Raw genomic sequence first — 24,242 nt, forward strand, 5'->3', positions numbered from 1 at the left:
AGTATACTACTCCAAGTAGACAAAAGCAAGGAAATTAACTCATATTAAAAAAGTTGTAATTGACTGATAATTTAAGAAAATGAGTGACTATTTATCCTAGCTATTTTCTCTGTTTTTACCAGAAAATTGACTTTGATAAAGGTCATAATAGAAACCTTTTGCAGCTAGGAGACTTTCATGATTTCCTTGTTCGATAATCTGCCCATCTTTCAGCACCAAAATTTTGTCAGCTTCCTGAATAGTTGAAAGGCGATGAGCGATAACAAAGCTTGTTCTCCCCTTCATCAAACGCTTCATGGCCTTTTGAATCAAGAGTTCTAAACGTGTATCGACCGATGAGGTCGCTTCGTCAAGGATTAGAATTTTTGGATCTGCTAAGAGAGCACGCGCGATAGTTAACAACTGCTTCTGACCAAGAGAAATATTACTTGACTCTTGGTTCATCTCCATGTTGTAACCACCAGGAAGAGTACGGATAAAGTGGTCTACATTGGCAGCCTTAGCAGCTTCAACGATTTCCTCATCCGTTGCCTCAAGATTTCCAAAGCGAAGATTTTCCTTGATACTACCTTCATAGAGCCAGGCATCCTGTAGAACCATCCCAAACTGTCGACGGTAGTCCTGACGAGACAAGTCTCGAATATCTTGACCATCCACTAAAATGGCACCAGCTGTCACATCGTAAAAACGCATGAGAAGGTTGATTAATGTTGTTTTCCCTGCTCCAGTAGGTCCAACGATAGCTACCATCTCTCCAGGTTCAACATCTAGGTTGAAATCGCGAATCAATGGTTTATTTTCCACATATTGGAAATCAACATTCTTGAAGCTAACTTGACCTGTCAATGGCGCCAAGTCTTTTACTTCCACAGTTTGAACTTCTTCCTGTTCATCCAAAACTTCGAAGACACGGTCAAGCGAAGACTTAGCACTTTGCATTTGTCCAGCTAACTGAGTGATGTTTTGGATTGGTTGACTGACCTGCCACACATACTGAACAAAAGCCTGCATATTACCAATCGTCAAGCGTCCTGCAATAACCTGCAATCCTCCTAGGACAGCGACTATCAGATAAGTTAAGTCAGATACAATGTGTAAGGCAGGCATCATCAAACCTGAAATAAAACTTGCCTTGAATCCAACCTGTTGCAATTCATCCGTAATCTTTTCAAATCTCTCTTGAGATTTCTCTTCACGTCCGAAAAGTTTAAGAACATTGAAACCAGTCAAGCTTTCCTGTACAAACCCATTCATTTGTCCCAGAATGGCTGCTTGCTGTTTAAAGTATGGTTGCGAGCAATTTAGAATCGTTTTAGCCCCAAAATAGGTAACCGGAATCGATAAAATGACAACGATAGCCAACTGAAGATTTAGATAGAGCACCATTCCCATAACAAAAAGAATGGTAAAGACTGCATTGACAATCTGTAAGAAAGATTGTTGAAGGGCATTTGAAACAGTCTCTACATCACTGGTAAAACGGCCTAACAAATCTCCAAACTGGTGCTTGTCAAAGTAAGACACAGGGATGCGATTGATTTTTTCACTCATTTCATTTCGCAAATCCTGTACCATAGACTGCACAGCATTGGTCATAAAGTAGTTCGAGTAGTAAGAACCCAACTCATAGAGAAGACCACGCAAGAGATAGATCACTAGAATTACTGCGATATAGCTGGTATTGATCCCCGCTCCTGCAACACCATTTGCCATAGCAAGGAGATTGCTAGTTAATTCTGTGATGGCAAGCCCCAATACGAAAGGCTCGATGACACTCATAATAACGCTGACTATTTTCAAGAAGACTGCAAAGAAAACAGAGAATCGGTAGGCTTTTAAATAGCTCCATAGACGAGCTAGACTAGATTGTTGTTTCATCCTTTACCTCCTATTCTTCTGTCAGAGACGCATTTTTCAGCTGCGACTCAGCAATTTCTCGATAGATATCATTGGTTTCCATCAATTCTTGATGACGGCCACGACCAACGATTTCACCCTTATCAAGGACGATAATCTGGTCAGCATCCATGATAGTTCCAACACGCTGCGCAACAATCAAAACCGTTGCATCTTGCGTCACTTCCTTGAGACGACGGCGCAAAATAGCATCTGTACGGTAGTCCAAGGCTGAGAAAGAATCATCAAAGATATAGATGTCTGGACCCTTGATGACTGCTCGGGCAATAGACAAGCGTTGTTTCTGACCACCTGATAGGTTGCTTCCCCCTTCAGCCAGATGAGTCGCAAAACCTTCTTCTCGACTTTCGATAAAGTCTTTGGCTTGAGCTACATCAGCTGCTTGGTGCAAATCCTCATGACTGGCATCCTCTTTCCCGTAACGGAGATTGTCTGCGATAGTTCCTGTAAAGAGCAAGGCCTTTTGTGGAATAAATCCAATCTTTTGACGGAGTGATTTGAGACGGTAATCTCGGACGTCTACACCATCGACCTTTATTTTTCCTAGCGTAACATCGTAGAATCGAGGAATCAATTGAACCAGAGTAGACTTACCTGACCCAGTTGAACCGATAAATGCAATGGTTTCTCCCGGTTTAGCAGTAAAGGAAATGTTATGCAAAACAGGGCTTTCCGTTTCACCAGGATAAGCAAAGGTCACATTATCAAATTCTAAATAACCATGTGTTTCTGTTTCTTGAATTCCATCCTCATTTGGATCAATGGAAATAGGCATGTCCATGATTTCCTTCAGACGCTCACTAGACACAGCCGTACGTGGATACATGGTAAAGAGGTTTGACAAGAAAAGGAAGGACAAGAGAGCATGGAAACTATACTCGATGAAGGCCACCAAATCCCCAATCTGCAAATTTCCATGCTTCAGTGGATCAAGGGCAAACCAAACGATAGCCACAATCATGGCAATAATGATTTGCACAAAAAGCGGTTCTGTCAAACCAGTTAATTTAAACAAGCGATTGGAATTGTCCGCATAGATTGCATTTTTCTCTTCAAAACGATTTTCTTGGAAATCTTCACGTGCAAAGGCACGAATCACTCGCAAGCCCATTAAATTTTCACGGACATACTGGTTAATCTTATCCAGTGTTTTCTGTTGCTTTTCAGATAAGGGACGTGTTTTCACCGCCACATAAATGACTACTACAGCCAGAAAAGGAACGGAAAAAGCTACAATCCAGGCTAGTGAAGGACTCGTCAAGAAAATCATGAGAATACTCGACAGCATCATCATGGGTGTGATAACACCCAACTTAAGCGTTTGTTCTGCAAACTGCATGAGTACAAAGGCATCACTGGTAATACGAGTAACTAGTGAAGATACACCGATTTGTTCATATTCGTGATGTGAATACTCTTGTAATTTAGCATAAACATCATTTCGCATGTCCTTAACCATATTGGTGGTCAGTTTACTAGCGGCGTAGGCTAGAACAATCCGCCCACATGTTCCCAGGACGATAATAACCAACATGACGATAGCCCAAAAATAGAGCTTACCCTTGTCTCCTTGGTTGATTCCCTGGTCAATCATGCGGGCCAGAATAGTCGGTAGACCCAGATTGACAATAACAAAGAAAATCGCCCCGAGAAAGTCTAACACTAACCACTTGGGATAGCGTTTGAGATAAGACCAAATATAAAGCATAATTCTCCTTTCTTTTTCTTCTGAAACGTAGAAAAGAGCGTGCTTTCGCACGCCATTTTACCAAAAAGAAGACAGGCAGTCATAATCTCGAATGAGGAAACTGTCTGTCTCAGATATTTGAGGCTTATTTTACAAAGTCAAGCAATGCCAAGAAACTTTCTGGGTCAAGTGATGCACCACCAACAAGAGCTCCATCAACGTCTGGACAAGCCATGTATTCAGCAACATTTTCAGGTTTTACTGAACCACCGTATTGAACACGTACTTTATCAGCAACTTCTTGACCGAAGTCAGCAGCTACAACGTCACGAACAACTTTACACATTTTTTGTGCGTCGTCTTGTGAAGCTGATTTACCAGTACCGATAGCCCAGATTGGCTCGTATGCGATAACTGTTGAAGCTACTTGTTCTGCAGTCAATCCAGCAAGAGCAGCTGAAACTTGAGCACCTACGAATTCTGCTGCTTTACCAGCTTCGTAAGTTTCAAGTGACTCACCACAACAGATGATTGGAAGCATACCGTTCGCAAAGATTGCTTTTGCTTTTTTGTTGATGTCTTCGTCTGTTTCGTGGAAGTAGTCACGGCGTTCTGAGTGACCGATAACCACATAGTCAGTACCGATTTCTTTCAAAACTTGTGGGCTAGTTTCACCTGTGAAAGCACCTGCATTTTCAAAATAGCAGTTTTGAGCAGCAACTTTAAGGTTTGAACCTTTAGCAGCAGCAAGAACAGTTGTCAAGTCAACTGCAGGAGCTGCGATACCTGCTTCAACAAGGTCTGATGAAGGAAGTTTTGATGCTACAGCTTCAACGAATGCTTTTGCTTCTTCTGGGTTTTTGTTCATTTTCCAGTTACCAGCGATAAATGGTTTACGTGACATTTCACATACCTCTTTTTTCATTTTATTTTCTACTTATTTTATCATAAATAGAGGGAGCTTGCAAATCTTACTCTGTAACTAGAAGCCTTCTTTTCAAAAACTTTCCAGTTGTTCTTTCTATTTGGAAGCTGGCTTTCGCTTGGTCAATTTGACCACTGCTTCTGTTCTAGCCGTGTGGGGAAACATATCGACAGACTGGATATAATGCAGGTCATAGACCTCCATCAATCTAACCAAATCACGCGCCAAGGTAGACACATTACAGGATACATAAACCATCTTTTCAGGAGCGTATTTGACGATGGTATCCAAGAGCTTATCATCTAAACCAGTACGCGGCGGGTCTACTATCAAAGCATCGGCACGATAGCCTTCCTTGTACCAACGAGGGATAATTTCTTCTGCAGTTCCTGCTTCATAATGAGTATTGGTATAACCCATGCGCTTGGCATTTTCTTTGGCATCCTCAATGGCTTCTGGAATAATATCCATCCCTCTCAAACTTTTGACTTTTTTAGCAAAAGCAAAACCAATGGTCCCAACACCACAATAGGCATCGATCAGATGGTCGTCTTCAGTCACGTCCAATGCTTTAACAGCTTCACTGTAGAGAATCTCCGTCTGTTCAGGATTGAGCTGATAAAAAGCTCGAGGTGAAAGAGAAAACTCATAGTCTAGGACTCCCTCGCGTATACTATCCTGCCCCCAAATAATCTCTGTCTTGTCCCCATAAATCTCACTTGTTTTAGCAGTATTGGTATTGACTGCAACAGTCACTACTTCAGGATAATCCTTGACTAGGTCTTTCACAAATTGAGTCAGATTCAATTGACGATTGGTTACAATGATAATCTGAACTTGCCCAGTTTTCCGTGCTCGGCGAACCATGATGGTCCGAACACCAAGGATTTTCCGTTCATCTGTAATCGGAATTTGATGATAGGTCAAGAGTTCAGCAATGCGATTAGCAATTGCTTGTGTCTCCTTGTCTTGGACTAGGCAGTCTTTTAACTCGACCAAATAATGCGAATTTTGAGCATATAATCCTGCCTTAACTTGGCCTTTAAACTTTCGAGTTTGGAATTGCAGTTTAGCCCGATAATACTTGGGTTTTTGCATGCCAATGGTTGGTCTGATTTCAAAGTTTTCATAGCCAGCAGGGGCAAATTTTTTTAGAGCTTGATGAAGAAGATCTGTCTTGAACTCTAGCTGCTTGTCATAATGTAGGTGCATGATCTGACAACCACCACACTCATTATAAATAGTACAGTCTGGAACCACTCGAAACTTAGATTTTTTATTGACCTCAAGCAGTTTAGCCTCAACGTAGTTACGCTTAACAGAAGTCACCTGACAATAGATATCTTCACCCTTGAGGGCGCCTGGAACAAAAACGAGTGTTTTCTGGTAAAATCCGATACCTTCCCCGTTTATCCCCATTCGCTTGATTTTTAATGGAATTTTTTGTTTGACTTTAAGACTCATAAGTCTATTATACCACGTAGTTTCTCAATGTTTAAGAATATGTTACAATAAAACCATGAATACAGAGACATCTCATTTTTCCCCATTGGATTTTCCTGAGCAATTACGAACTTATATAGAGGGGGCAACCCTTTCTGACAGCTCTTCTCATTCAGGAGCAACCGTCCTCTATCTTGACTCAGGTTACTACTTGAAAATAGATCGAAAGGGACGTTTAGAGCGAGAAGCTAGCATTGCAAGTTGGTTTGAACAAGAGGGAATAGGAACTCCAGTCATCCACTATCTATCTACAGATAAAGACTATCTTCTGACCAAAGAAGCTATTGGTCATAATGCACTCGCTTTTTTAGATCAGCCAGAAAAAATCTGCCGAAGCATGGCAGAGGCTCTTAAAAAGCTTCACAACTTAAACCCGCAAAATTTTCCTTTAAAAATCATTTAAAAACCTATAAAGATAGAGCCTTTAAAAACTATGAACAGGGCAAATTTTACGCTAAGGTCCTCTTACCCCAATTTCAGATTAATAGTCGTGAAGAAGCCTTTCAGCTTATTCAAGAGCAGGACCACCTTTTAAAAACAGATGCCTTTATTCACGGGGATGCCTGTCTACCAAACTTGATTCTTAAAGATGCCAGCCATTTTTCTTGTTTTATTGACCTTGGTTTGACTGATTTTAGTGACCGACATATCGATCTCTTTTGGATAGTTTGGTCCCTCAACTATAACCTAAAGGACCCTAAATACGCTGAACTATTTCTTGACTATTACGGGAGAGAACAGATCGATATCAATAAACTTCGACTCGTTGCTGCCTTTGAAGCATTTGGATAAAAGAAAACTATGAAAATCACAAAACTAGAAAAGAAAAAAAGACTCTATCTACTAGAGCTTGATAGCGACAAAACTTGCTACATTACAGAGGATACCATTGTTCGCTTTATGTTGACCAAGGATAAGGACATTAGTCCCGAAGAGTTTGCAGAAATCCAGACCTTTGCACAATTTTCCTACGGAAAAAATCTAGCGCTCTACCACTTATCCTTCAAGGCTCGTACTGAAAAAGAAGTCCGAGATTATCTAAGTAAACATGAAATCGATGAGAACATCATACCCAAAGTCATCCAATCTCTAAAAGATGACAACTGGATAAATGACCGTCAATATGCCTATGCTATTATCAACTCCAATCAGCTATCTGGTGACAAGGGAAGTTATATGCTGATGCAGAAGATTTCTCAAAAGGGAGTTGCCAAATCTATCATCCAAGAAGTCTTACAAGAATTTGATATGGCGGAAGTCGCAGAGCGCACAGCCGAAAAACTACTGAAAAAATACCAAGGAAAATTACCTGCCCGTGCTCTAAAAGATAAGATTATCCAAAGCCTAACCAATAAAGGATTTTCCTACACAGAAGCCAAAACAGCCTTTGACCAACTAGATAGCCAAGTCGAAGAAGAAACTGTTCAGGAGCTTATTTTTAAAGAGTTGGATAAGCAATATCGAAAATATTCGCGTAAGTATGAAGGATACGAACTTAAGCAGCGTTTGACCCAAGTTTTAGCACGAAAAGGCTACGATTTTTCGGATATAGCCAGCGCTCTCAGAGAATATCTTTAATTTTTTCATGAAAAACTAAGAACTTTAAACAAAAATGTGATACAATAGTAAACGATAAACTTATAAATTGTAGAAAGTTGGTTAGTTATGAAACTTCCAAAAGAAGGCGACTTTATTACAATTCAAAGTTATAAGCATGATGGGAGTCTTCACCGTACTTGGCGAGACACCATGGTACTAAAAACAACAGAGAACGCTATTATCGGCGTCAACGACCACACACTTGTTACCGAAAGTGACGGTCGTCGTTGGGTAACTCGAGAACCGGCTATTGTTTACTTTCACAAAAAATATTGGTTTAATATCATCGCCATGATTCGTGATAATGGGATTTCCTACTATTGCAATATGGCTAGCCCTTATTATCTAGACGAAGAAGCTTTAAAATACATCGACTATGATTTGGATGTTAAAGTTTTTACAGATGGCGAAAAACGCCTCTTGGACGTCGAAGAGTATGAACGTCACAAGCGCAAGATGAATTATCCTGATGATTTAGACTATATTTTGAAAGAGCATGTCAAGATTCTTGTTGATTGGATTAACAATGAACGAGGCCCCTTCTCAGAAGCCTATGTCAACATTTGGTACAAACGCTACGTAGAACTAAAGAATCGGTAAAGTTGTCAGAGGTCAGGAACAAAATCCTGACCTCGTTTTTTTATAAGCAAAAAACCTGCCTTGAGGCAGGTTTTCCTTTAAATATCTAACTTTGTAACAGTAAATTTGATGTGAGAATAGTCTTTCTCGATATCCTTATCAACCATAAAGGCTGTCGCATCCTTCTTGACCTGTACTAAGTCAATATTCTGTGCTTGAGCTGCATAGACACAGCCACAGTAGCATTGGCGATAAATGTCGTACTCTTCACACATTTCTACAGAGCGTTTATAACCTTGATTTTTCTTAAAATCACTCGGAAGATAGTGAGTGGTGTAGATTTTTTGCACATCAATCCCAATACTATTGATGGTTTGTGAATTTTTGTGAGGGCTGATGGTTAGGGCTGAGCCAAAGTAGTCAAATCCTAAGTCCATAGCCACTTGCGCTGTCTTGTCCAAACGATAATCAAAACAGACCTTGCAACGGTCCCCACCTTCAGGTTCTTCTTCCAAACCTCGAACCAGTTTACGGTATTCATTTGGTTCATAAGGAGCTTCTAGATATTGGACCTTATTGCCAGTTCGCTCATTGAAATCACTGACAAACTTCTTGGTCACATAGGTACGCTTGTGATACTCAGCTTTTGGATGGATATTTGAATTTGCAAAATAGATGGTCACATCCGCATACTTGGTCAAATACTCTAGAGTGTAAGTGCTACAGGGAGCACAACAGACGTGCATGAGAATAGTTGGTCTCTCTTCATTTTTTTCCCAAACTTGAACCATCTTTTGCATGACACGGTCATAGTTGATCTTTTGATTGGGATTCATCTTACTTAGAATTTCTTCTACATCAATCATTCTCTTCTCCTTTTCTTCTTGCTATTGTACCACAGGATCTTTCTTTGGGCAAATAGGGTTTCGTGCTTTATTCAGTTTTTAAGTCCTGATTTAATAGCTTGCCCATCCTTGTCAGACCGATTATTAATATAGGATAACTTAAAAGTAAGATAAAACCTAGAACTAAAAAGATAGCTACAAGACCCCAACGATCAATCAACCAACCTGTCAATGGGAAAATGACAATCATAGAAAGACTAAAGAGCATGGAATTGATACTAAGCATAGTTGCTCTTACACTGGAAGGTAAATAACCTTGTAAGTCATTGAAATAGATAGGCTGATAAACTGCATAAAGTGTATTGGTTAAAAGATATACAAGAAGAAAAGCAAAGGGGGTTCCTGAAAACACCAACAACAAGGCCAAGCCCGTTAGTGCAACAAGAGTCGGAAAAACTCGATTGCTATCCCATTTCTTCCCAACTTGACTAGCTACATAAACTGCTATAAGATTTAAGCCACTACCAATCAGCATGACTAGCGACACCTGCCATCCTACTAAGTCACTTATTTTCTGCTGATAGTAAAAGTAAAACATGCACATGAGTGTCCCGACTAGTTGATAAGTCATCATCCAGTAAAAGAGTACTGGTTTTTCCTGCCATTCTTTTCGAACTTGCAGGACAATCGTTTTAAAGGTTAAGACTTCATTTCTTCCTCTCTTAGCCATTGGTTCTTTCATAAAATAAATCAAGATTATAGAAAGAAAAGATAATCCAATAGCAATTAGATAAGTCCAAGCCAATGCTCCGTGAATAAAGAAGCCTGCGACAACTGTACCTAGGGTTCGGGTGACTTCTGCCACACCAGACAAAAAGCTAGAAATCTGAAGATATCGGTCCTTTTGACCCGCTTCTACCGCAGAATCATATAAGAAAGCGGTGCTGGTTCCCGAGTCAAAATTGTAAGACCAAGCACTGACCATCATGGCAAGAGCATAGATCCAAAAATTCCCCTGACCAAACAAAATCAAGATAGAGGATACAATACTAGCCAAGCGAGCCAAATAGAGATTGGTCTTGTAGCTAAATCGATCAGCCAACATACCAGAAGGGATCTCACACAAGAGACTTGTCCCATGAAAGATACTTTCTAAGAGACCGATTTGAAGCAAGGAAAGACCATTCTGAATGAAAAATAGAATCCAAAAACTGGTAATTCCAAAATAAGATGTAAATTCCAGACCTGCTAGGAGTGGAATATTGCGTTTGTAAGTTCTTTTAAACATTGTTTTCTCTCTTTCAATATGTATTATGACTGTTTCTAAAAGACTTACCTAGATTTGCCTACATTTTCTCCACCTCTTTCATTTAAAGTGAGAGTGGGACAGAAATCGGTAATTCGTTAGAATTCGATTTCGTCATCCCACCTCCGCACAGTTGAGTAGGGCTGTAAAAGCTGATGAAATCAGCGTAGTAGAGCCCACTCAACCACTGCGTCTTGCTCGATAATCCAAAGACAATTGAGAGGCTAGGACTTTTGTCCCAGCCTCATGGTTATTAAGGTTTGATACGGTGCAACATACGTGGGAATGGAATAGCTTCACGGATGTGTTTAGTTCCAGCTGCGAAGGTTACCATACGCTCGATACCGATACCAAATCCACCGTGTGGTACTGTACCATATTTACGAAGGTCAAGGTAGAATTCGTACTCTGTAAGATCCATTCCAAGTGATTCCATCTTAGCGACAAGGGCATCGTAGTCTTCCTCACGCATGGAACCACCGATGATTTCTCCGTAACCTTCTGGCGCAAGCAAGTCTGCACAAAGTACGCGATCTGGGTTCCCAGGAACTGGTTTCATGTAGAAGGCCTTGATGTCTGCTGGATAGTTCATGACAAATGTTGGCACACCAAAGTGGTTTGAGATCCAAGTTTCGTGTGGTGAACCAAAGTCATCACCATGCTCAAGGTGCTCGTAGTCTGCATCTTCATCGTTTTCATGCTCTTGCAAGAGATCAATGGCTTCATCGTAAGTAATACGTTTGAACGGTTCAGCAATGTAGCGTTTCAAGAGCTCTGTATCACGCTCCAAGGTTTCCAAGGCTTGAGGAGCACGGTCAAGAACTCCTTGAAGCAATGCTTTAACATAAGCTTCTTGCAAGTCAAGTGATTCATCGTGTGTTAAGTATGAATACTCAGCATCCATCATCCAGAACTCAGTCAAGTGACGGCGAGTTTTTGATTTCTCCGCACGGAATACTGGTCCAAAGTCAAAGACGCGACCAAGGGCCATAGCACCTGCTTCAAGATAAAGCTGTCCTGATTGGCTCAAATAAGCTGGTGTTCCAAAGTAGTCTGTTTCAAAAAGTTCTGTAGAATCTTCTGCCGCATTTCCTGAAAGGATTGGGCTATCAAATTTCATGAAGCCATTCTTATCAAAGAACTCATAAGTTGCATAGATAATAGCGTTACGGATTTGCATCACTGCTACTTGTTTGCGTGAACGCAACCACAAGTGGCGGTTATCCATCAAGAAGTCTGTTCCGTGTTCTTTTGGAGTAATTGGGTAGTCTTGAGATTCACCGATGACTTCGATGTCTGTAATATCCAACTCATAACCAAATTTTGAGCGTTCGTCTTCTTTGACAATCCCTGTCACGAAAACAGAAGTTTCTTGGCTTAGGCGTTTGATGGTATCAAATTTTTCAAGACCTACTTCTTCACCGAATTTTTCGATAAAGTTTGGTTTGAAAGCCACGCCTTGGAAGAAGGCAGTTCCGTCACGCAATTGCAAGAAAGCAATTTTTCCTTTTCCTGACTTGTTAGCAACCCAAGCACCGATAGTCACTTCTTGACCAACGTAGTCTTTTACTTCGATAATTGTTACACGTTTTGTCATCATTTATCTTCCTTTATTCGTTTAACTTGTCCAAAGACATTATTACTCATTATTGTACCACAAATAATGCCTGATAGCTAGCTAGTTTGACAGAAATTCCTAAGTTTTTAAAAATAAAAACCTCCGTTATTAAGACGGAGGTTAAGCTTCTTATTTTTCCATAAATTGGTGCAAACGACGAATGGCTTCTTTAAGAGTTTCTAAGTCTGTCGCATAGCTGAGACGGACATTTTCTGGTGCTCCAAATCCAGCACCTGTTATCAAGGCTAGCCCCACCTCTTCAAGGATGGCCGTTGTAAATGCTGTTACATCGGTAAAACCTTTCATCTCCATCGCTTTTTTGACATTTGGAAAGAGATAGAAAGCTCCTTGTGGTTTGACAACTTCAAATCCAGGAACTTCACACAAGAGTGGATAGATAGTATTCAAACGCTCTTCAAAAGCTTGACGCATGATTTCTACAGAATCTTGAGGTCCAGTTAAGGCCTCGATTGTTGCGTATTGTGAAACAGCGGTTAGGTTTGAAGTTGTTTGACCAGTCAATTTGCTCATAGCAGCAATAATTTCTGGATCACCTACTGCATAACCAACACGCCATCCTGTCATAGCGTAGGCCTTAGACACTCCATTGATGACAATGGTTTGTTTGCGAATAGCTTCTGACAGACTAGAGATTGGAACGAACTCATTCCCGTTATAGACCAAACGACCATAAATATCATCGGCCAGGATGAGAATATCATGTTCAACAGCCCAATTTCCAATGGCTAACAATTCCTCACGAGAGTATATCATACCGGTAGGATTAGATGGTGAGTTAAGAACCAAGACCTTAGTCTTACCTGTGCGAGCAGCTTCTAATTGCTCCACAGTCACTTTAAAGTGATTGTCTTCTTTGGCTTGGACAAATACTGGAAGGCCTTCTGCCATCTTAACCTGATCCCCATAGCTGACCCAGTAAGGAGTAGGAATGATTACCTCATCTCCAGGGTTGATAACAGCCATAAAGAAAGTATAAAGGGAAAACTTGGCACCTGTAGCAAAAGTGACCTCATTAGCTGCTACAGAATACCCATAATAACGTTCAAAATAGGTATTAACCGCTGCTTTCAATTCAGGCAAACCCGAAGCTACCGTATAGAAAGACGCGCGACCATCTCGAATGGCTGCAACCGCAGCATCTTGAATATTTTCAGGAGTATGAAAATCGGGCTGACCTAAAGTCAAGAAAAGAACGTCTTTTCCTTCAGCTTTTAACTTCTTTGCTCTTGCATCACTAGCCAGAGTAACGCTTTCTTCCATCTCTAAGACACGTTTGGATAATTTCATTGTTTCTCCTTTTCGACTAAGGCGCCAGATTCAAAATCTACTAGATAATAGTCTCCTCCAGACTTGATTTCCCAGACAGGCTTTTCAGCGTAGCGTCCGAAAGTAATCTTGTCAATCTCAGTTGCTCCTTTTTCTCTGACAACTGCTTCTGCTTTTTCTTGAGAAGTTCCATTTTTTAGTTGATATACGTAAATATTGTTGCTACTTTTCTCTACTAAGACAGCAACTGATTTCTGGTTCTTATCTTGGCCAAGAACACTATAATAGCTTTCTAAACCATTGAAGATATCAATCTGGCTAACCGTTTCTAGATTTGCATACTGCTTAGCGAGTCTTTCACCTTCTACCTTAGCAGTTCGATAAGGCTTCATGCTGAGCCATACTAAGTAGAGAAAGGAAGAAGTGATGACTAGAGTTAACAAAGTTATACCAATAATGTACTGAAATAATAGGGAATTTTTTTCTTTTTTCTGTCTCTTTTTCACTCGTCTATTTTACCATCTATCCTAGTGAATTACAAGTGAAGTTAGGGGAGGAATCTGGATTTTCAATCCGTTTTTAGGATATCATTACACAACTTCAAGCCGTGTTTTTATAGACTTTTCTACGCTCTTCATTTTTAATTAAAAACTTAGATTCTATTGATTTTATTTTCTGAGCATATCCCTTGCAAATGATTTTATTCTGTTGTAACATATATTGTAACAACAGAGTGGTTCTGATTAAAAGATTAAAATTAAAAGGAGACTCCCTATGTCTAAAAAAGTATTGTTTATCGTTGGTTCACTTCGTGAAGGTTCATTCAACCACCAAATGGCATTAGAAGCTGAAAAGGCACTTGCTGGCAAATCCGAGGTAAGCTACCTTGACTACTCAGCCATTCCTCTCTTCAACCAAGAACTTGAAGTTCCAACTCTTCCATCTGTTGCGGCTGCTCGTGAAGCTGTTTTAGCTGCTGATGCCATCTGGATTTTCTCTCCAGTCTACAACTTCTCAATTCCTGGAACAGTGAAAAACTTGCTTGACTGGCTTTCACGTGCCATCGACTTGTCTGATACCCGTGGAGCATCTGCACTTCAAGATAAGATTGTTACAGTATCTTCAGTTGCGAATGCAGGTCATGATCAGCTCTTTACGATTTACAAAGACCTCTTGCCATTCATCCGTACACAAGTTGTTGGTGGTTTCACTGCAGCTCGTGTCAACGATTCTGCTTGGGAAGATGGTAAATTAGTTCTCGAAGACAGCGTTGCTGCTTCTTTGAAACAACAAGCAGAAGACTTGCTTCAAGCTATTCAATAATTGCAACAAAAGGAAAAAGATAGTAGACAAATGTTATTTCTACTATCTTTTTTTGTTAATCAACAAGTTCTGCAATCATACTATGTTTGAGTGGTAGACTACACATCACTAGAAGGAAGATAAATGAAGACTGAACCCAGAAGAGGGCCAAGTCAAAAATTCCATGCACAGCAACCACTGTTAAAAATGAAAGATAGAGTCCAAGAATCGGTCGTTTACTTGGTACTTGACTCATATCAATTAATTTTCGAATTGGGTCAGAAGAGGCAATCCCTAATAATACAGTTCCAACCACGCCGTAACTCAATATCGTATCAATGTAAATACTATGAGCATGTTCATGATAAGGAGCAAAAATACGTGGATAAGAGTGCATATAGGTTAGTGGACCTTCTCCCCAGAAGGGGTTTTGTTTGAATAAGGTCATACCTGCATTCCAGATAGACACTCGTTCTTCCATAGATGAATCAAGGGTTCCCATTCGAACTCCTAAATCACTCGAGAAGAGAAAGGCCAATCCGATACCAAAGACTCCAATACTTAACCAGAAAGCTCGCCAGTTCTTAATGGTTGTGAACAGATAAATAATCGCACCAAAGATAATGGCTGGAAAGGCCGTTCTATTTTGAGTAAAGTTGAGCCCGAATAAATTCGCAAAGATTGCAATCACTGAGAAGATTTTCAACCATCTCAATCTGGTTGTACTAATCAGATAAAAACCAATCATGATACAGAAACAACAGATAATTCCATAATAGTTAGGATTAAAGAAAGCTACTTCTGCTCGGTTCTGGTGCCAAACCTGCATCTTTGGTGATAAGAAGGTATAATCAAATTTCTTAACGATTTGAAAATGCTCCAAAGTTGCGAAAACCGAGGCTAACACACTAAGCGATAAAATCCCTTGTAATACTAGTCTAAAAAATTTAGGGGTTAGATGAGCCTGGTAATAGTAAAAGAAAATCGCAAAGAGGAACATTCCTAAAGTAGCAACCATCCCCATCACATTTTGTGCTAGAAGAGAGATGGCACCGCTATAGCCAATAAACAACAGTAGAATGGCATGGTTAGAGAGTCGTTTTAGAATCCCCTTCATTTCACCTGTATATATAAGACCTATCAAATAAGCGATAAAAATAATGATGAAAATATAAAAAGGCAAGAAAATACTTAGAATTACAGCTAGCAAGACTAGTTCTTGCTTAGAGAAGCCTTTCAATTTTTCAATGATACCTATTGATTTCACAACAGATCCTTTCTCTCTGCGCTATAATGCACAGATATATAAACTATTAAAACATTTTACCATTTTTCAAAGGATTTGAAAACCACTTTGTCCTTCTCATCCTGACTAAAACTTGGTAAAACTTTATAGGGAACTAGGATTCCTCTCATAAAAGAAGTCTATCTTTTGTAAAATTGTGGTACAATTAAATTAATTTTCCCGGAAAGGCTCTACCATGAAATCTTACCAAGAAGTCTATAAAATATTAGCTAGTGAAACTGATTATGTAAGTGGAGAAAAAATCGCTGAAGTATTAAATCTCTCTCGAACCTCTGTTTGGAAAGCGATTCAGCGCCTCCAACAAGAAGGATTAGAAATTGACAGCATCAAAAACCGTGGCTACAAACTTCTTCACGGTGACCTAATCTTACCTCAAGACATCGAAGCCAATAGTCCCATCTCAGTTCAATTTAAACCTATCACCAAATCAACCCAGAGTGATGCTAAGGAGGCCATGGAAGCTGGTGCCAAAGGAGACACACTCTACCTATCAACAGGCCAAACTATGGGACGTGGTCGATTTCAACGCCCCTATTATTCTCCAGAACAAGGTGGAATTTACATGTCTCTCCACCTCAAGCCCAATCTCTCTTATCTAGATCTACCAGCCTATACACTCCTGACTGCAGCCGCAATTTATAAGGCTGTAAAAAACCTTTGTCTAATTGATTTAGATATCAAATGGGTAAATGATTTATACTTAAATCAGAAAAAAATAGCCGGTATTCTAACCGAAGCCATCACTTCTATCGAAACAGGCCTTGTTACAGATGTTATTATTGGTGTTGGAATCAACTTTTCTATCGCTGACTTCCCCAAAAATCTGCAAGGAAAAGCTGGAAGTCTCTTTTCTCAAAGCAGTCCCATTACTCGCAATGAATTGATTGCTGAAATTTGGAGATGTTTCTACGAAACAGATGCCGACGAGCTACTTTATCTCTATAAAAAACGCTCCATCGTTTTAGGCAAAGAAATTTCCTTCAAGAAAGATCAAGAAATAATCACAGGAAAAGCCTGTGACATCTCTGACCAAGGCAAACTGCAGATAGAATTAGCTACTGGGGAAAAAATCTGGCTCAATAGCGGTGAAGTTTCGCTTACCAAATGGTAAATACTCGTCAACAATATAAAAAATCGATCTCTCTATTGAGAAGGTCGATTTTATTATCCTTTATTTTTTCAAACGTTCAACATCACGCGCAATCACAAGTTCTTCATCAGTTGGGATGACAAGTACACGAAGTGTCGCAGCATCTGTAGAAATGTCTCCAGTTACTCCAAAGACATTTTTCTCTGGATCTAGATCACAACCAAACCAAGAGATACCTGAAATAACTTTCTCACGCACAAGAGTTGCATTTTCACCAACACCAGCAGTAAAGATAATAGCGTCTGCCCCGTTTAGGACTGCCAAGTATTGTCCAATGTGTTTTTGGATACGGTCAACATACATTTCAAATGCCAAAGCAGCATCATGATCCCCTGCTTCCATTGCAGCAATCACATCACGCATATCACTAGACTTCCCTGAAACACCCAGCAATCCTGACTCACGATTAAGAATACGACTGATGTCCTCAGGCTTGTTAAAGTCCTCTGTATATTGCATTAAATAAGGAATGATAGCTGGGTCAATATCCCCTGTACGAGTTCCCATCATAACACCACCAAGTGGAGTGAATCCCATTGATGTATCGATTGATTGACCACCCTTAACGGCTGTAATAGAAGCACCATTACCGATATGGCAAGTGATCAATTTCAACTCTTCTAGTGGACGTCCCAAAAGTTTTGCTGCTTCTTGAGCAACATATTGGTGACTTGTACCGTGTGCTCCATATTTACGAACCTTGTTTTCTGTATAGTACTTAGTTGGTAATGGATAACGGTAGGCTTTTTCTGGCATTGTTGTATGGAATGATGTATCAAAGACTGCTACACTTGTAATATCTGGCAACAATTCTTTGAAGGCACGAATCCCAGCTGCATTGGCAGGGTTGTGCAATGGAGCAAGAAGTCCCAGTTCTTCAATTTTTTCTAAGACATCACCTTCAACAACTGTAGACTCTTTGAAGTACTCTCCACCTGCAACAACACGGTGTCCGACACCAGTAATTTCATCATAAGTTTTAATAATATTAAAACGAATCAAGTCATCAAGTAAAATCTTAACAGCCAAGGTATGGTTTTCAATATCAAGAACTTGTTCTTCAGAACGACCATCAAACTTAACTGTTGAAACAGAATCCTTCAATCCGATTCGCTCAATTAAACCTTTTGCAAGCACCTTTTCTTCTGGCATTTGATATAGTTGCCATTTCAAGCTAGAGCTTCCAGCGTTAATTGCAATGGTTTTTGTCATAAATTTATTCCCCTTTTTAAGCGTTTTCAACTATTATATCAAAATTTGCACTAGATTTCATGCCCTTGACACCAATTTTGAAAATTTTCCTTAAATTCCATCAAAATTTCAGGGTCACGAAGACTGGTAAGTGGATAAACAAATGGTTCAACTCCTTCTCCTGTCTTCTTTTGGAGGACAAAAATGCTCTTAGACTGAGCTCCTTGGGCGAAGAGATCCTCTGGTAAGGCCACAATAGCCACTAGTTGGGCCTGTTCAGTCAGCCATGATTTCAAAAGTTCACTCTGAGGACTTGTCAGGAGATCTGTTGGAGCTAGAAAAATCGCATAGCCTCCTGTTCTGAGATACTTGAGTGCTTGTTCCATTAACAAATGATGAGCATAAGTATGTTCATTCTTAGCCGCTACTTGATAACGTGAGGCTATCTGATCATCTGGATAGTAACCGACAGGCAGGTCGCTCACAATGATGTCACTTTCTTTTAATACTTGTGGACGTACTGCATCTCCTTGGACAAAGCCCATTTGAAGATCCATTACTTCCGCCATGCTTGCCGCCAAGTCAATCAAGAGGTCATCAAGTTCTATTCCCAGGTAATCTACCTTTTTGTTCATGGACGTTAAGAAACTAGCTCCCAGAATTCCCATCCCAGATCCCAATTCCAATAAGCTCACATTTTCAGCAGGAAAAAGTTGTTCAATGATAAAAATCATCAAGTGACCAACCGCATCCGGTGTGAACTGGTGATTGGCTTGAAGAGGTTCTGTTTGAGCTGCCTTCATTAACAAAAATTGATAGGTCCGTAACCACTCCTCTTTTCGAAGTGCCAAACGTTTCAAAGCTTGATTGTTTTTCTTGACATCTTCCAGGTTTGTCTGACCATCCAGATAGATCCCATTTTGTTCAATCAAGGCATCATAAAAGCTTGTCGCCAAATCGTTTTGAATGATTTGGACGTTTTCTAGTAAATAGGTATATGCTTGTTCAATTTTTTCAAAATCCATAATCTTATCTTACCAAATTCAGAGCTGATTTTCCAGATTTTCATGATACTGAAAACAAATAAAAAACCTCTGAGATGACTCTCAAAGGTTTAATCATGACTAGTTACTATTTTCAACCGCTGCTGTTACAAAAGCAGTGTAAAGTTCTTCTGGACGGTTTGGGCGACTTGAAAGCTCTGGATGGTACTGACAAGCCACAAAAAATTTATTTTCTGGGATTTCAACAATTTCGACCAAGCGATTATCTGGTGACACTCCTGAAAAGACAAATCCTGCACCTTCAAACTGTTCACGGAAGGCATTGTTAAACTCATAACGGTGGCGGTGGCGACGTTGGACCACTTCTTTGTTATGATAAGCTGCCGCTGCCTTAGAACCACGTTTCAACTTAGAAGGATAAAGTCCCAAACGAAGGGTTCCCCCCATGTCCTCAACATCAATCTGATCACGCATGATATCGATGATTGGATATTTTGTATCATGATTAAGCTCTGCTGAATTAGCCCCTTCAAGACCTAAAACATTTCGGGCAAACTCGATACAGGTCAACTGCATACCCAAGCAGACTCCCAGCATTGGTACATCATTTTCACGCGCATAGCGAATCGCTTCAATCTTACCTTCTGTTCCACGTTGGCCAAAACCACCTGGCACGATGATTCCATCAGCATCAGAAAGGAGTTCTGCTACATTATCTGCTGTCACGTCGTTCGCATTAACCCAATCAATTTTCACTTCTGCATCATTTGCATAACCTGAGTGTTTCAAGGCTTCAACTACAGAGATATAAGCATCTTGTAACTCAACATACTTACCAACAAGAGCAATCTTGACTTGTTTTTTGAGGTTCATAACCTTATCAACCATAGCTGACCATTCTGTCATATCTGCTACAGGTGCATCTATCTTCAAATGGTCACAGACGATTTGATCCATTCCTTGTGCTTGCAGATTAAGTGGGATTTGGTAAAGATGATCGACATCTAATGACTCAATAACTGCTTCTGGCGCCACGTCACAGAACTGGGCTAGTTTATTTTTAATTCCTTGTCCAACTGGCTTTTCTGTACGAATGACCAACATATTTGGCTGAATCCCAAGACCACGCAATTCTTTGACAGAGTGTTGAGTCGGCTTGGTCTTCATTTCTCCAGCTGCCTTGAGGTAAGGAAGCAAGGTTGTATGGATATACATGACATTATCTGCGCCGACATCTGCTTTCATCTGACGAAGAGCTTCTAAGAATGGAAGGGACTCAATGTCTCCAACTGTTCCCCCAACTTCTGTGATGATGACATCAGAGTCTGTCGTAAGAGCAGCACGCTTGATTTTTTCTTTCAAGGCATCTGTAATATGAGGAATAACTTGGACAGTTGCACCAAGGTATTCTCCACGACGTTCCTTGCGAAGAACTTCGCTGTAGATTTTACCGGTTGTCACGTTTGAGTATTTATTAAGGTTAATATCAATAAAACGCTCATAGTGACCCAAGTCTAAGTCTGTCTCAGCCCCATCATCAGTTACAAACACTTCCCCGTGCTGATATGGGCTCATGGTCCCTGGGTCGATATTGATATAAGGGTCAAATTTTTGAATAGTTACTTTCAAACCACGGTTTTTTAAAAGACGTCCAAGGCTCGCTGCAACGATCCCTTTCCCAATAGACGACACCACTCCACCAGTTACAAAAATATATTTCGTAGACATAGATTCCTCTTTCTAAAATGCTCAAGGTCCTGCTCACTAGTAGGGGAGATAGAAAACAAAACCTTCATCAATAACCACAATCCAGGATAAAAGTTCCCGGAAAAACAAAAATAGCTCCCTAATAACTAGGGAGCTCCGACCTCTAAAAGAGGTGCCCGAACAATATCTTACCTCAATTTGACTCATTTGTCAAATCTAATTGACTATCAGATTTTAGTGTCTTACCTTCAAGTATGTGTCAAGCATTAAAAAAGACAAGGAAATTTTCCTTGCCATTTAGTATTATTCTTCTTCATCCTCAGAATCTTCGTCATCTTCTTCGTTAAGATCGACGTCTTCTCCAAGGTCATCTGGTGCAATTTCGTTGATTTCAGCGTCGTAGGCTTCTACTTCGTTCTTCTCATCATCTGGATTTTCATCATCATAAGAAAGAGCTGGATCTTCTTCGTAGGCATCTTCATCTTCTGGGTCATCTGCACCATAGTCAATGGCATCCGTATCTCCGTCCATAAAGGCATTGACGCGTTTCTTCTTAGCCTTAGGTGCTACTTCTTCATCGTCACTTTCTTCAAGAGCGATAATTTCTTCGTCAATTTCATCAACTCCATACCATGAACGAAGGCCCCATTTGTTATCTCCAAGAGAGATAAAGCTACCATCAAAGTTCAACTCTGTATAGAACAAAGGTAGTGCTTCGCGAATATCGCTATTAGAGGTACCAAGATAGTTTTGGATTTCATTAACCAAATCGCTAAAATGCATTTCGTGATCGCGACCACGGAGTTCCAAGATGGCACGAGCCACCTCAATCATAGATAGTTCACTTTTTTCTTGCCCAGCAAATACTTCTAATTCCAAAGCGTTTCTCCTCATTTTTTACTACTAACGCCAAAGCATACAAACTCTGGTCTCATTTTATCATGTACTCTTTATTGTACGATAATTTTCTTTATTAGTCAAAGGTTTAGAAGAAATTCATGTGAAATATTTCAGCTAATTGAAAGACCTGGGAGATCGACTCACAGGTCCAATACATTATTTATAGGTCAAAGCTCGTTTAAAAGTTTTCCAGATGCCTAAATCATCTGTTTGAAGGACTAGGCTAGCATACATACGGCCGATAAAGATTGTTGCTGTTACTGCAAAAATGACTGTTATAGCAAGCGAAATCCAAGTTTCTACACTACCTGCATAGCCATTAATAGCTCTAAAAGGCATAAAGAAGGTTGAAATGAATGGGATATATGAGCCAATCTTCAAAACTAAATTATCGCCAGAAGTTCCTAAGGCAGTTACTCCAATAAATCCTACCATAATCAAAAGCATCAAAGGCGACAAGGCTTTACCAGAGTCTTCGGGCCTAGAAACCATCGAACCGAGAAAGGCAGCTAAAACCACATACATAAAGAGACTGACTAATACAAACAACAAGGTATTGACCGAAAAGGCTTCTCCCAAGTGGTTTAAAATACCTGAATTTGCTAATAAGGGCATATCTTTAAAGAATAAGATTGCTCCAAGTCCACCTACAACATAGATACCAATATGCGTCAAAATAACAAGAAGTAAGGCAATCATACGTGCGTAGAAATAATGGCTGGCACGAATACTTGAGAAGACCACTTCCATGATTTTAGTTCCTTTTTCACTAGCTACCTCTTGAGCAGTGACACTAGCATAGGTAATTAAAATCATATAAAGGAATAAGCCAAGTCCTGCAGCCGCAAAGGTTTGGACCATCTTTTTATTTTCCTTGGCTTCATCTATCTGCTCTGTGAATTGAATTGTTTGAGCCAAACGTTTTTCCTGTTCTTGAGACAAATTTGCTTCTGAACGGTTGAGTTGGGATTGCAGTTCATTCAACTTAGCAGTCACAGCTAATTTAATGCCACTCTCTAGTGAAGTCTCTCCATGATAGACCACCTTAAGTACACTATCTTCCTGATCAATAGTCAGATAACCTTTTATTTTCTCATCCTTGATGGCTTGTTGCGCACTTGCTTCATCCTTATAGTCAAAGTTAATGCCATTGGTCGATTTAAGACTCTCTGTTACAGCAGGCACCGAACTAACTACTGCCACCTTATTATTCTGAGCCAAAGAGGAACCTTGGAGATAGCCAATTCCGCCAGACAAGCCGATAAAGAGAAAAGGCGAGATTACCATAAAGAAGAAACTCCAGGATTTGACATGACGTAGATAAGTTTCTTTGATTACAACCAACATATTTCTCATACTTCCACCCCTGATTCTAGTTTAAAGATTTCATCAATTGTCGGAGCTTGCTGGTCAAAGGTCGCGATATAGTGTCCTTGAGTCAAGATAGCAAAAAGCTCCTGTCCAGCATTTTCATCATCTAGGATGAGCTTCCAAATCCCCTGCTTGGTCAAGCTAGCATGAATGACATGTGGGAGTTTTTCCAAGTCTTCCTGACTCTTTTCACTTGCAACAAAGAGTCGCGTTTTGCCGTATTGATTACGAACATCTTGGACTGGTCCATGCAAGACGACACGCCCATCACGAATCATCAGGATATCATCACACAGCTCTTCGACATTGGTCATGACGTGGTCAGAAAAGATAATGGTCGCACCACGTTCTTTTTCTTTGAGGATAACCTGCTTGAGCAACTCGGTATTAACTGGATCTAAACCACTAAAGGGTTCATCGAGAATAATCAAATCTGGTTCATGCATTAAAGTAATGATCAGCTGAATCTTTTGTTGATTCCCTTTTGAGAGACTCTTGATTTTATCTGTCAATTTTCCTTTAACTTCCAGCTTTTCCATCCATTGAGGGAGTTTTTCTTTGACCTCTTTTGCATCCATGCCTTTTAATGTTGCCAAATAACGTACCTGTTCAAGTACTGTCAGCTTAGGCATGAGACTACGTTCTTCGGGTAGATAGCCAATCCGAGCATAGGTCTCCTGACGAATTTCCTGACCATCAAACTGAATCTCTCCCTGATAATCCAAAAATTTCAAAATACTGTGGAAAATAGTTGTTTTCCCAGCTCCATTTTTCCCTACTAGACCTAAAATACGTCCTGGTTGCGCTTGGCAATCGACACCAAATAAGACTTGTTTAGGTCCAAAACTTTTTTCAAGATTGCGGATTTCTAACATGTTCCACCTCCTACGAATCTTATCCTCATTATACTCCTTTTTTTAGCCATTACAAGGATTTATGTACATTTTTATTAGTAGAATTTGCTAGGAATTTTTTATACCAAAATAATAAAATTCACATTTATTTATCTTTCCAATATTAGGCATTTACAAAAATAAAAAAATCC

20 protein-coding genes and 1 pseudogene are annotated in these 24,242 nt (G+C 40.0%); 5 read left to right on the forward strand and 16 right to left on the reverse strand.

The window, feature by feature from the left end; genetic code table 11:
- Window positions 1-96 precede the first annotated feature (96 nt).
- From HMPREF1481_RS06360 to rlmD, 4 genes are all read right to left on the reverse strand, one after another.
- A complete protein-coding gene (locus tag HMPREF1481_RS06360) occupies window positions 97-1,878 on the reverse strand; it encodes an ABC transporter ATP-binding protein (RefSeq protein ID WP_016466668.1) in 1,782 nt (593 codons plus the stop codon).
- A gap of 10 nt (window positions 1,879-1,888) precedes the next feature.
- Window positions 1,889-3,625, reverse strand: coding sequence for an ABC transporter ATP-binding protein (locus HMPREF1481_RS06365; RefSeq protein ID WP_016466669.1), 1,737 nt, complete (start codon window positions 3,623-3,625; stop codon window positions 1,889-1,891).
- Between the two features lie 124 nt (window positions 3,626-3,749).
- A complete protein-coding gene (gene tpiA / locus HMPREF1481_RS06370) occupies window positions 3,750-4,508 on the reverse strand; it encodes a triose-phosphate isomerase (RefSeq protein WP_006150433.1) in 759 nt (252 codons plus the stop codon).
- Between the two features lie 117 nt (window positions 4,509-4,625).
- Entirely contained in the window at window positions 4,626-5,993 is a 1,368-nt protein-coding gene (gene rlmD, locus HMPREF1481_RS06375; RefSeq protein WP_016466670.1) for a 23S rRNA (uracil(1939)-C(5))-methyltransferase RlmD, read from the reverse strand.
- 55 nt (window positions 5,994-6,048) lie between these two features.
- On the opposite strand from rlmD, the pseudogene HMPREF1481_RS10530 reads away from it, so the two are divergent.
- The 3 genes and pseudogenes from HMPREF1481_RS10530 (at window position 6,049) to ntdP (ending at window position 8,231) form a co-directional block, all read left to right on the forward strand.
- Window positions 6,049-6,824, forward strand: a pseudogene (locus HMPREF1481_RS10530) (aminoglycoside 3'-phosphotransferase).
- A gap of 9 nt (window positions 6,825-6,833) precedes the next feature.
- Complete coding sequence (gene recX / locus HMPREF1481_RS06385; RefSeq protein ID WP_016466672.1) at window positions 6,834-7,610, forward strand: recombination regulator RecX; 777 nt, start codon at window positions 6,834-6,836, stop codon at window positions 7,608-7,610.
- Window positions 7,611-7,697: 87 nt separating this feature from the next.
- Window positions 7,698-8,231 carry a nucleoside tri-diphosphate phosphatase gene (gene ntdP / locus HMPREF1481_RS06390; protein WP_004252157.1) on the forward strand — a complete coding sequence of 178 codons (534 nt, stop codon included), beginning with the start codon at window positions 7,698-7,700 and terminating at the stop codon, window positions 8,229-8,231.
- Window positions 8,232-8,308: 77 nt separating this feature from the next.
- Here ntdP and HMPREF1481_RS06395 read toward each other — a convergent pair whose 3' ends face one another.
- The 5 genes from HMPREF1481_RS06395 to HMPREF1481_RS0101865 all read right to left on the reverse strand — a co-directional run bounded on the left by HMPREF1481_RS06395 (window position 8,309) and on the right by HMPREF1481_RS0101865 (window position 13,772).
- Window positions 8,309-9,076, reverse strand: coding sequence for an epoxyqueuosine reductase QueH (locus HMPREF1481_RS06395; protein ID WP_016466673.1), 768 nt, complete (start codon window positions 9,074-9,076; stop codon window positions 8,309-8,311).
- A 67-nt stretch (window positions 9,077-9,143) separates the two neighbouring features.
- Window positions 9,144-10,343, reverse strand: a complete 1,200-nt coding sequence (locus HMPREF1481_RS06400; protein WP_016466674.1) for an MFS transporter — start codon at window positions 10,341-10,343, stop codon at window positions 9,144-9,146.
- Between the two features lie 271 nt (window positions 10,344-10,614).
- Window positions 10,615-11,958: an asparagine--tRNA ligase gene (asnS, locus tag HMPREF1481_RS06405; RefSeq protein ID WP_025173285.1), complete on the reverse strand. Its 1,344-nt coding sequence runs from the start codon at window positions 11,956-11,958 to the stop codon at window positions 10,615-10,617.
- Between the two features lie 150 nt (window positions 11,959-12,108).
- Complete coding sequence (locus HMPREF1481_RS06410; RefSeq protein ID WP_016466676.1) at window positions 12,109-13,287, reverse strand: pyridoxal phosphate-dependent aminotransferase; 1,179 nt, start codon at window positions 13,285-13,287, stop codon at window positions 12,109-12,111.
- A complete protein-coding gene (locus tag HMPREF1481_RS0101865) occupies window positions 13,284-13,772 on the reverse strand; it encodes a cell wall elongation regulator TseB-like domain-containing protein (protein WP_025173286.1) in 489 nt (162 codons plus the stop codon). The genes HMPREF1481_RS06410 and HMPREF1481_RS0101865 overlap by 4 nt, the downstream gene beginning before the upstream one ends.
- Window positions 13,773-14,040: 268 nt before the next feature.
- Between HMPREF1481_RS0101865 and HMPREF1481_RS06415 the strand changes: the two genes are divergently transcribed.
- Complete coding sequence (locus tag HMPREF1481_RS06415) at window positions 14,041-14,589, forward strand: NADPH-dependent FMN reductase (RefSeq protein WP_016466678.1); 549 nt, start codon at window positions 14,041-14,043, stop codon at window positions 14,587-14,589.
- Between the two features lie 55 nt (window positions 14,590-14,644).
- Here HMPREF1481_RS06415 and HMPREF1481_RS06420 read toward each other — a convergent pair whose 3' ends face one another.
- Entirely contained in the window at window positions 14,645-15,835 is a 1,191-nt protein-coding gene (locus HMPREF1481_RS06420; protein WP_016466679.1) for an O-antigen ligase family protein, read from the reverse strand.
- A gap of 214 nt (window positions 15,836-16,049) precedes the next feature.
- Between HMPREF1481_RS06420 and birA the strand changes: the two genes are divergently transcribed.
- On the forward strand, window positions 16,050-16,985 hold the full coding sequence (gene birA / locus HMPREF1481_RS06425; protein WP_016466680.1) for a bifunctional biotin--[acetyl-CoA-carboxylase] ligase/biotin operon repressor BirA: 936 nt from the start codon (window positions 16,050-16,052) through the stop codon (window positions 16,983-16,985).
- A 60-nt stretch (window positions 16,986-17,045) separates the two neighbouring features.
- On the opposite strand, the gene HMPREF1481_RS06430 is transcribed toward birA, so the two are convergent.
- From HMPREF1481_RS06430 to HMPREF1481_RS06455, 6 genes are all read right to left on the reverse strand, one after another.
- Entirely contained in the window at window positions 17,046-18,236 is a 1,191-nt protein-coding gene (locus HMPREF1481_RS06430) for an acetate kinase (protein WP_006155691.1), read from the reverse strand.
- A gap of 50 nt (window positions 18,237-18,286) precedes the next feature.
- A complete protein-coding gene (locus HMPREF1481_RS06435) occupies window positions 18,287-19,240 on the reverse strand; it encodes a class I SAM-dependent methyltransferase (RefSeq protein WP_016466681.1) in 954 nt (317 codons plus the stop codon).
- A 99-nt stretch (window positions 19,241-19,339) separates the two neighbouring features.
- The gene (locus HMPREF1481_RS06440) at window positions 19,340-20,947 is read right to left on the reverse strand and encodes a CTP synthase (RefSeq protein WP_016466682.1); all 1,608 of its coding nucleotides are present in this window, start codon (window positions 20,945-20,947) and stop codon (window positions 19,340-19,342) included.
- A 282-nt stretch (window positions 20,948-21,229) separates the two neighbouring features.
- Entirely contained in the window at window positions 21,230-21,805 is a 576-nt protein-coding gene (rpoE, locus tag HMPREF1481_RS06445; protein WP_025173287.1) for a DNA-directed RNA polymerase subunit delta, read from the reverse strand.
- 177 nt (window positions 21,806-21,982) lie between these two features.
- Window positions 21,983-23,182 (reverse strand): ABC transporter permease, encoded by a 1,200-nt coding sequence (locus tag HMPREF1481_RS06450; RefSeq protein ID WP_016466684.1) that lies wholly within the window; start codon window positions 23,180-23,182, stop codon window positions 21,983-21,985.
- Window positions 23,179-24,072 (reverse strand): ABC transporter ATP-binding protein, encoded by an 894-nt coding sequence (locus HMPREF1481_RS06455; RefSeq protein ID WP_016466685.1) that lies wholly within the window; start codon window positions 24,070-24,072, stop codon window positions 23,179-23,181. The genes HMPREF1481_RS06450 and HMPREF1481_RS06455 overlap by 4 nt, the downstream gene beginning before the upstream one ends.
- Window positions 24,073-24,242: the final 170 nt, after the last annotated feature.

Origin of the sequence: Streptococcus sp. HPH0090 (assembly GCF_000411475.1) — a bacterium.
Taxonomy (GTDB): Bacteria; Bacillota; Bacilli; order Lactobacillales; family Streptococcaceae; genus Streptococcus.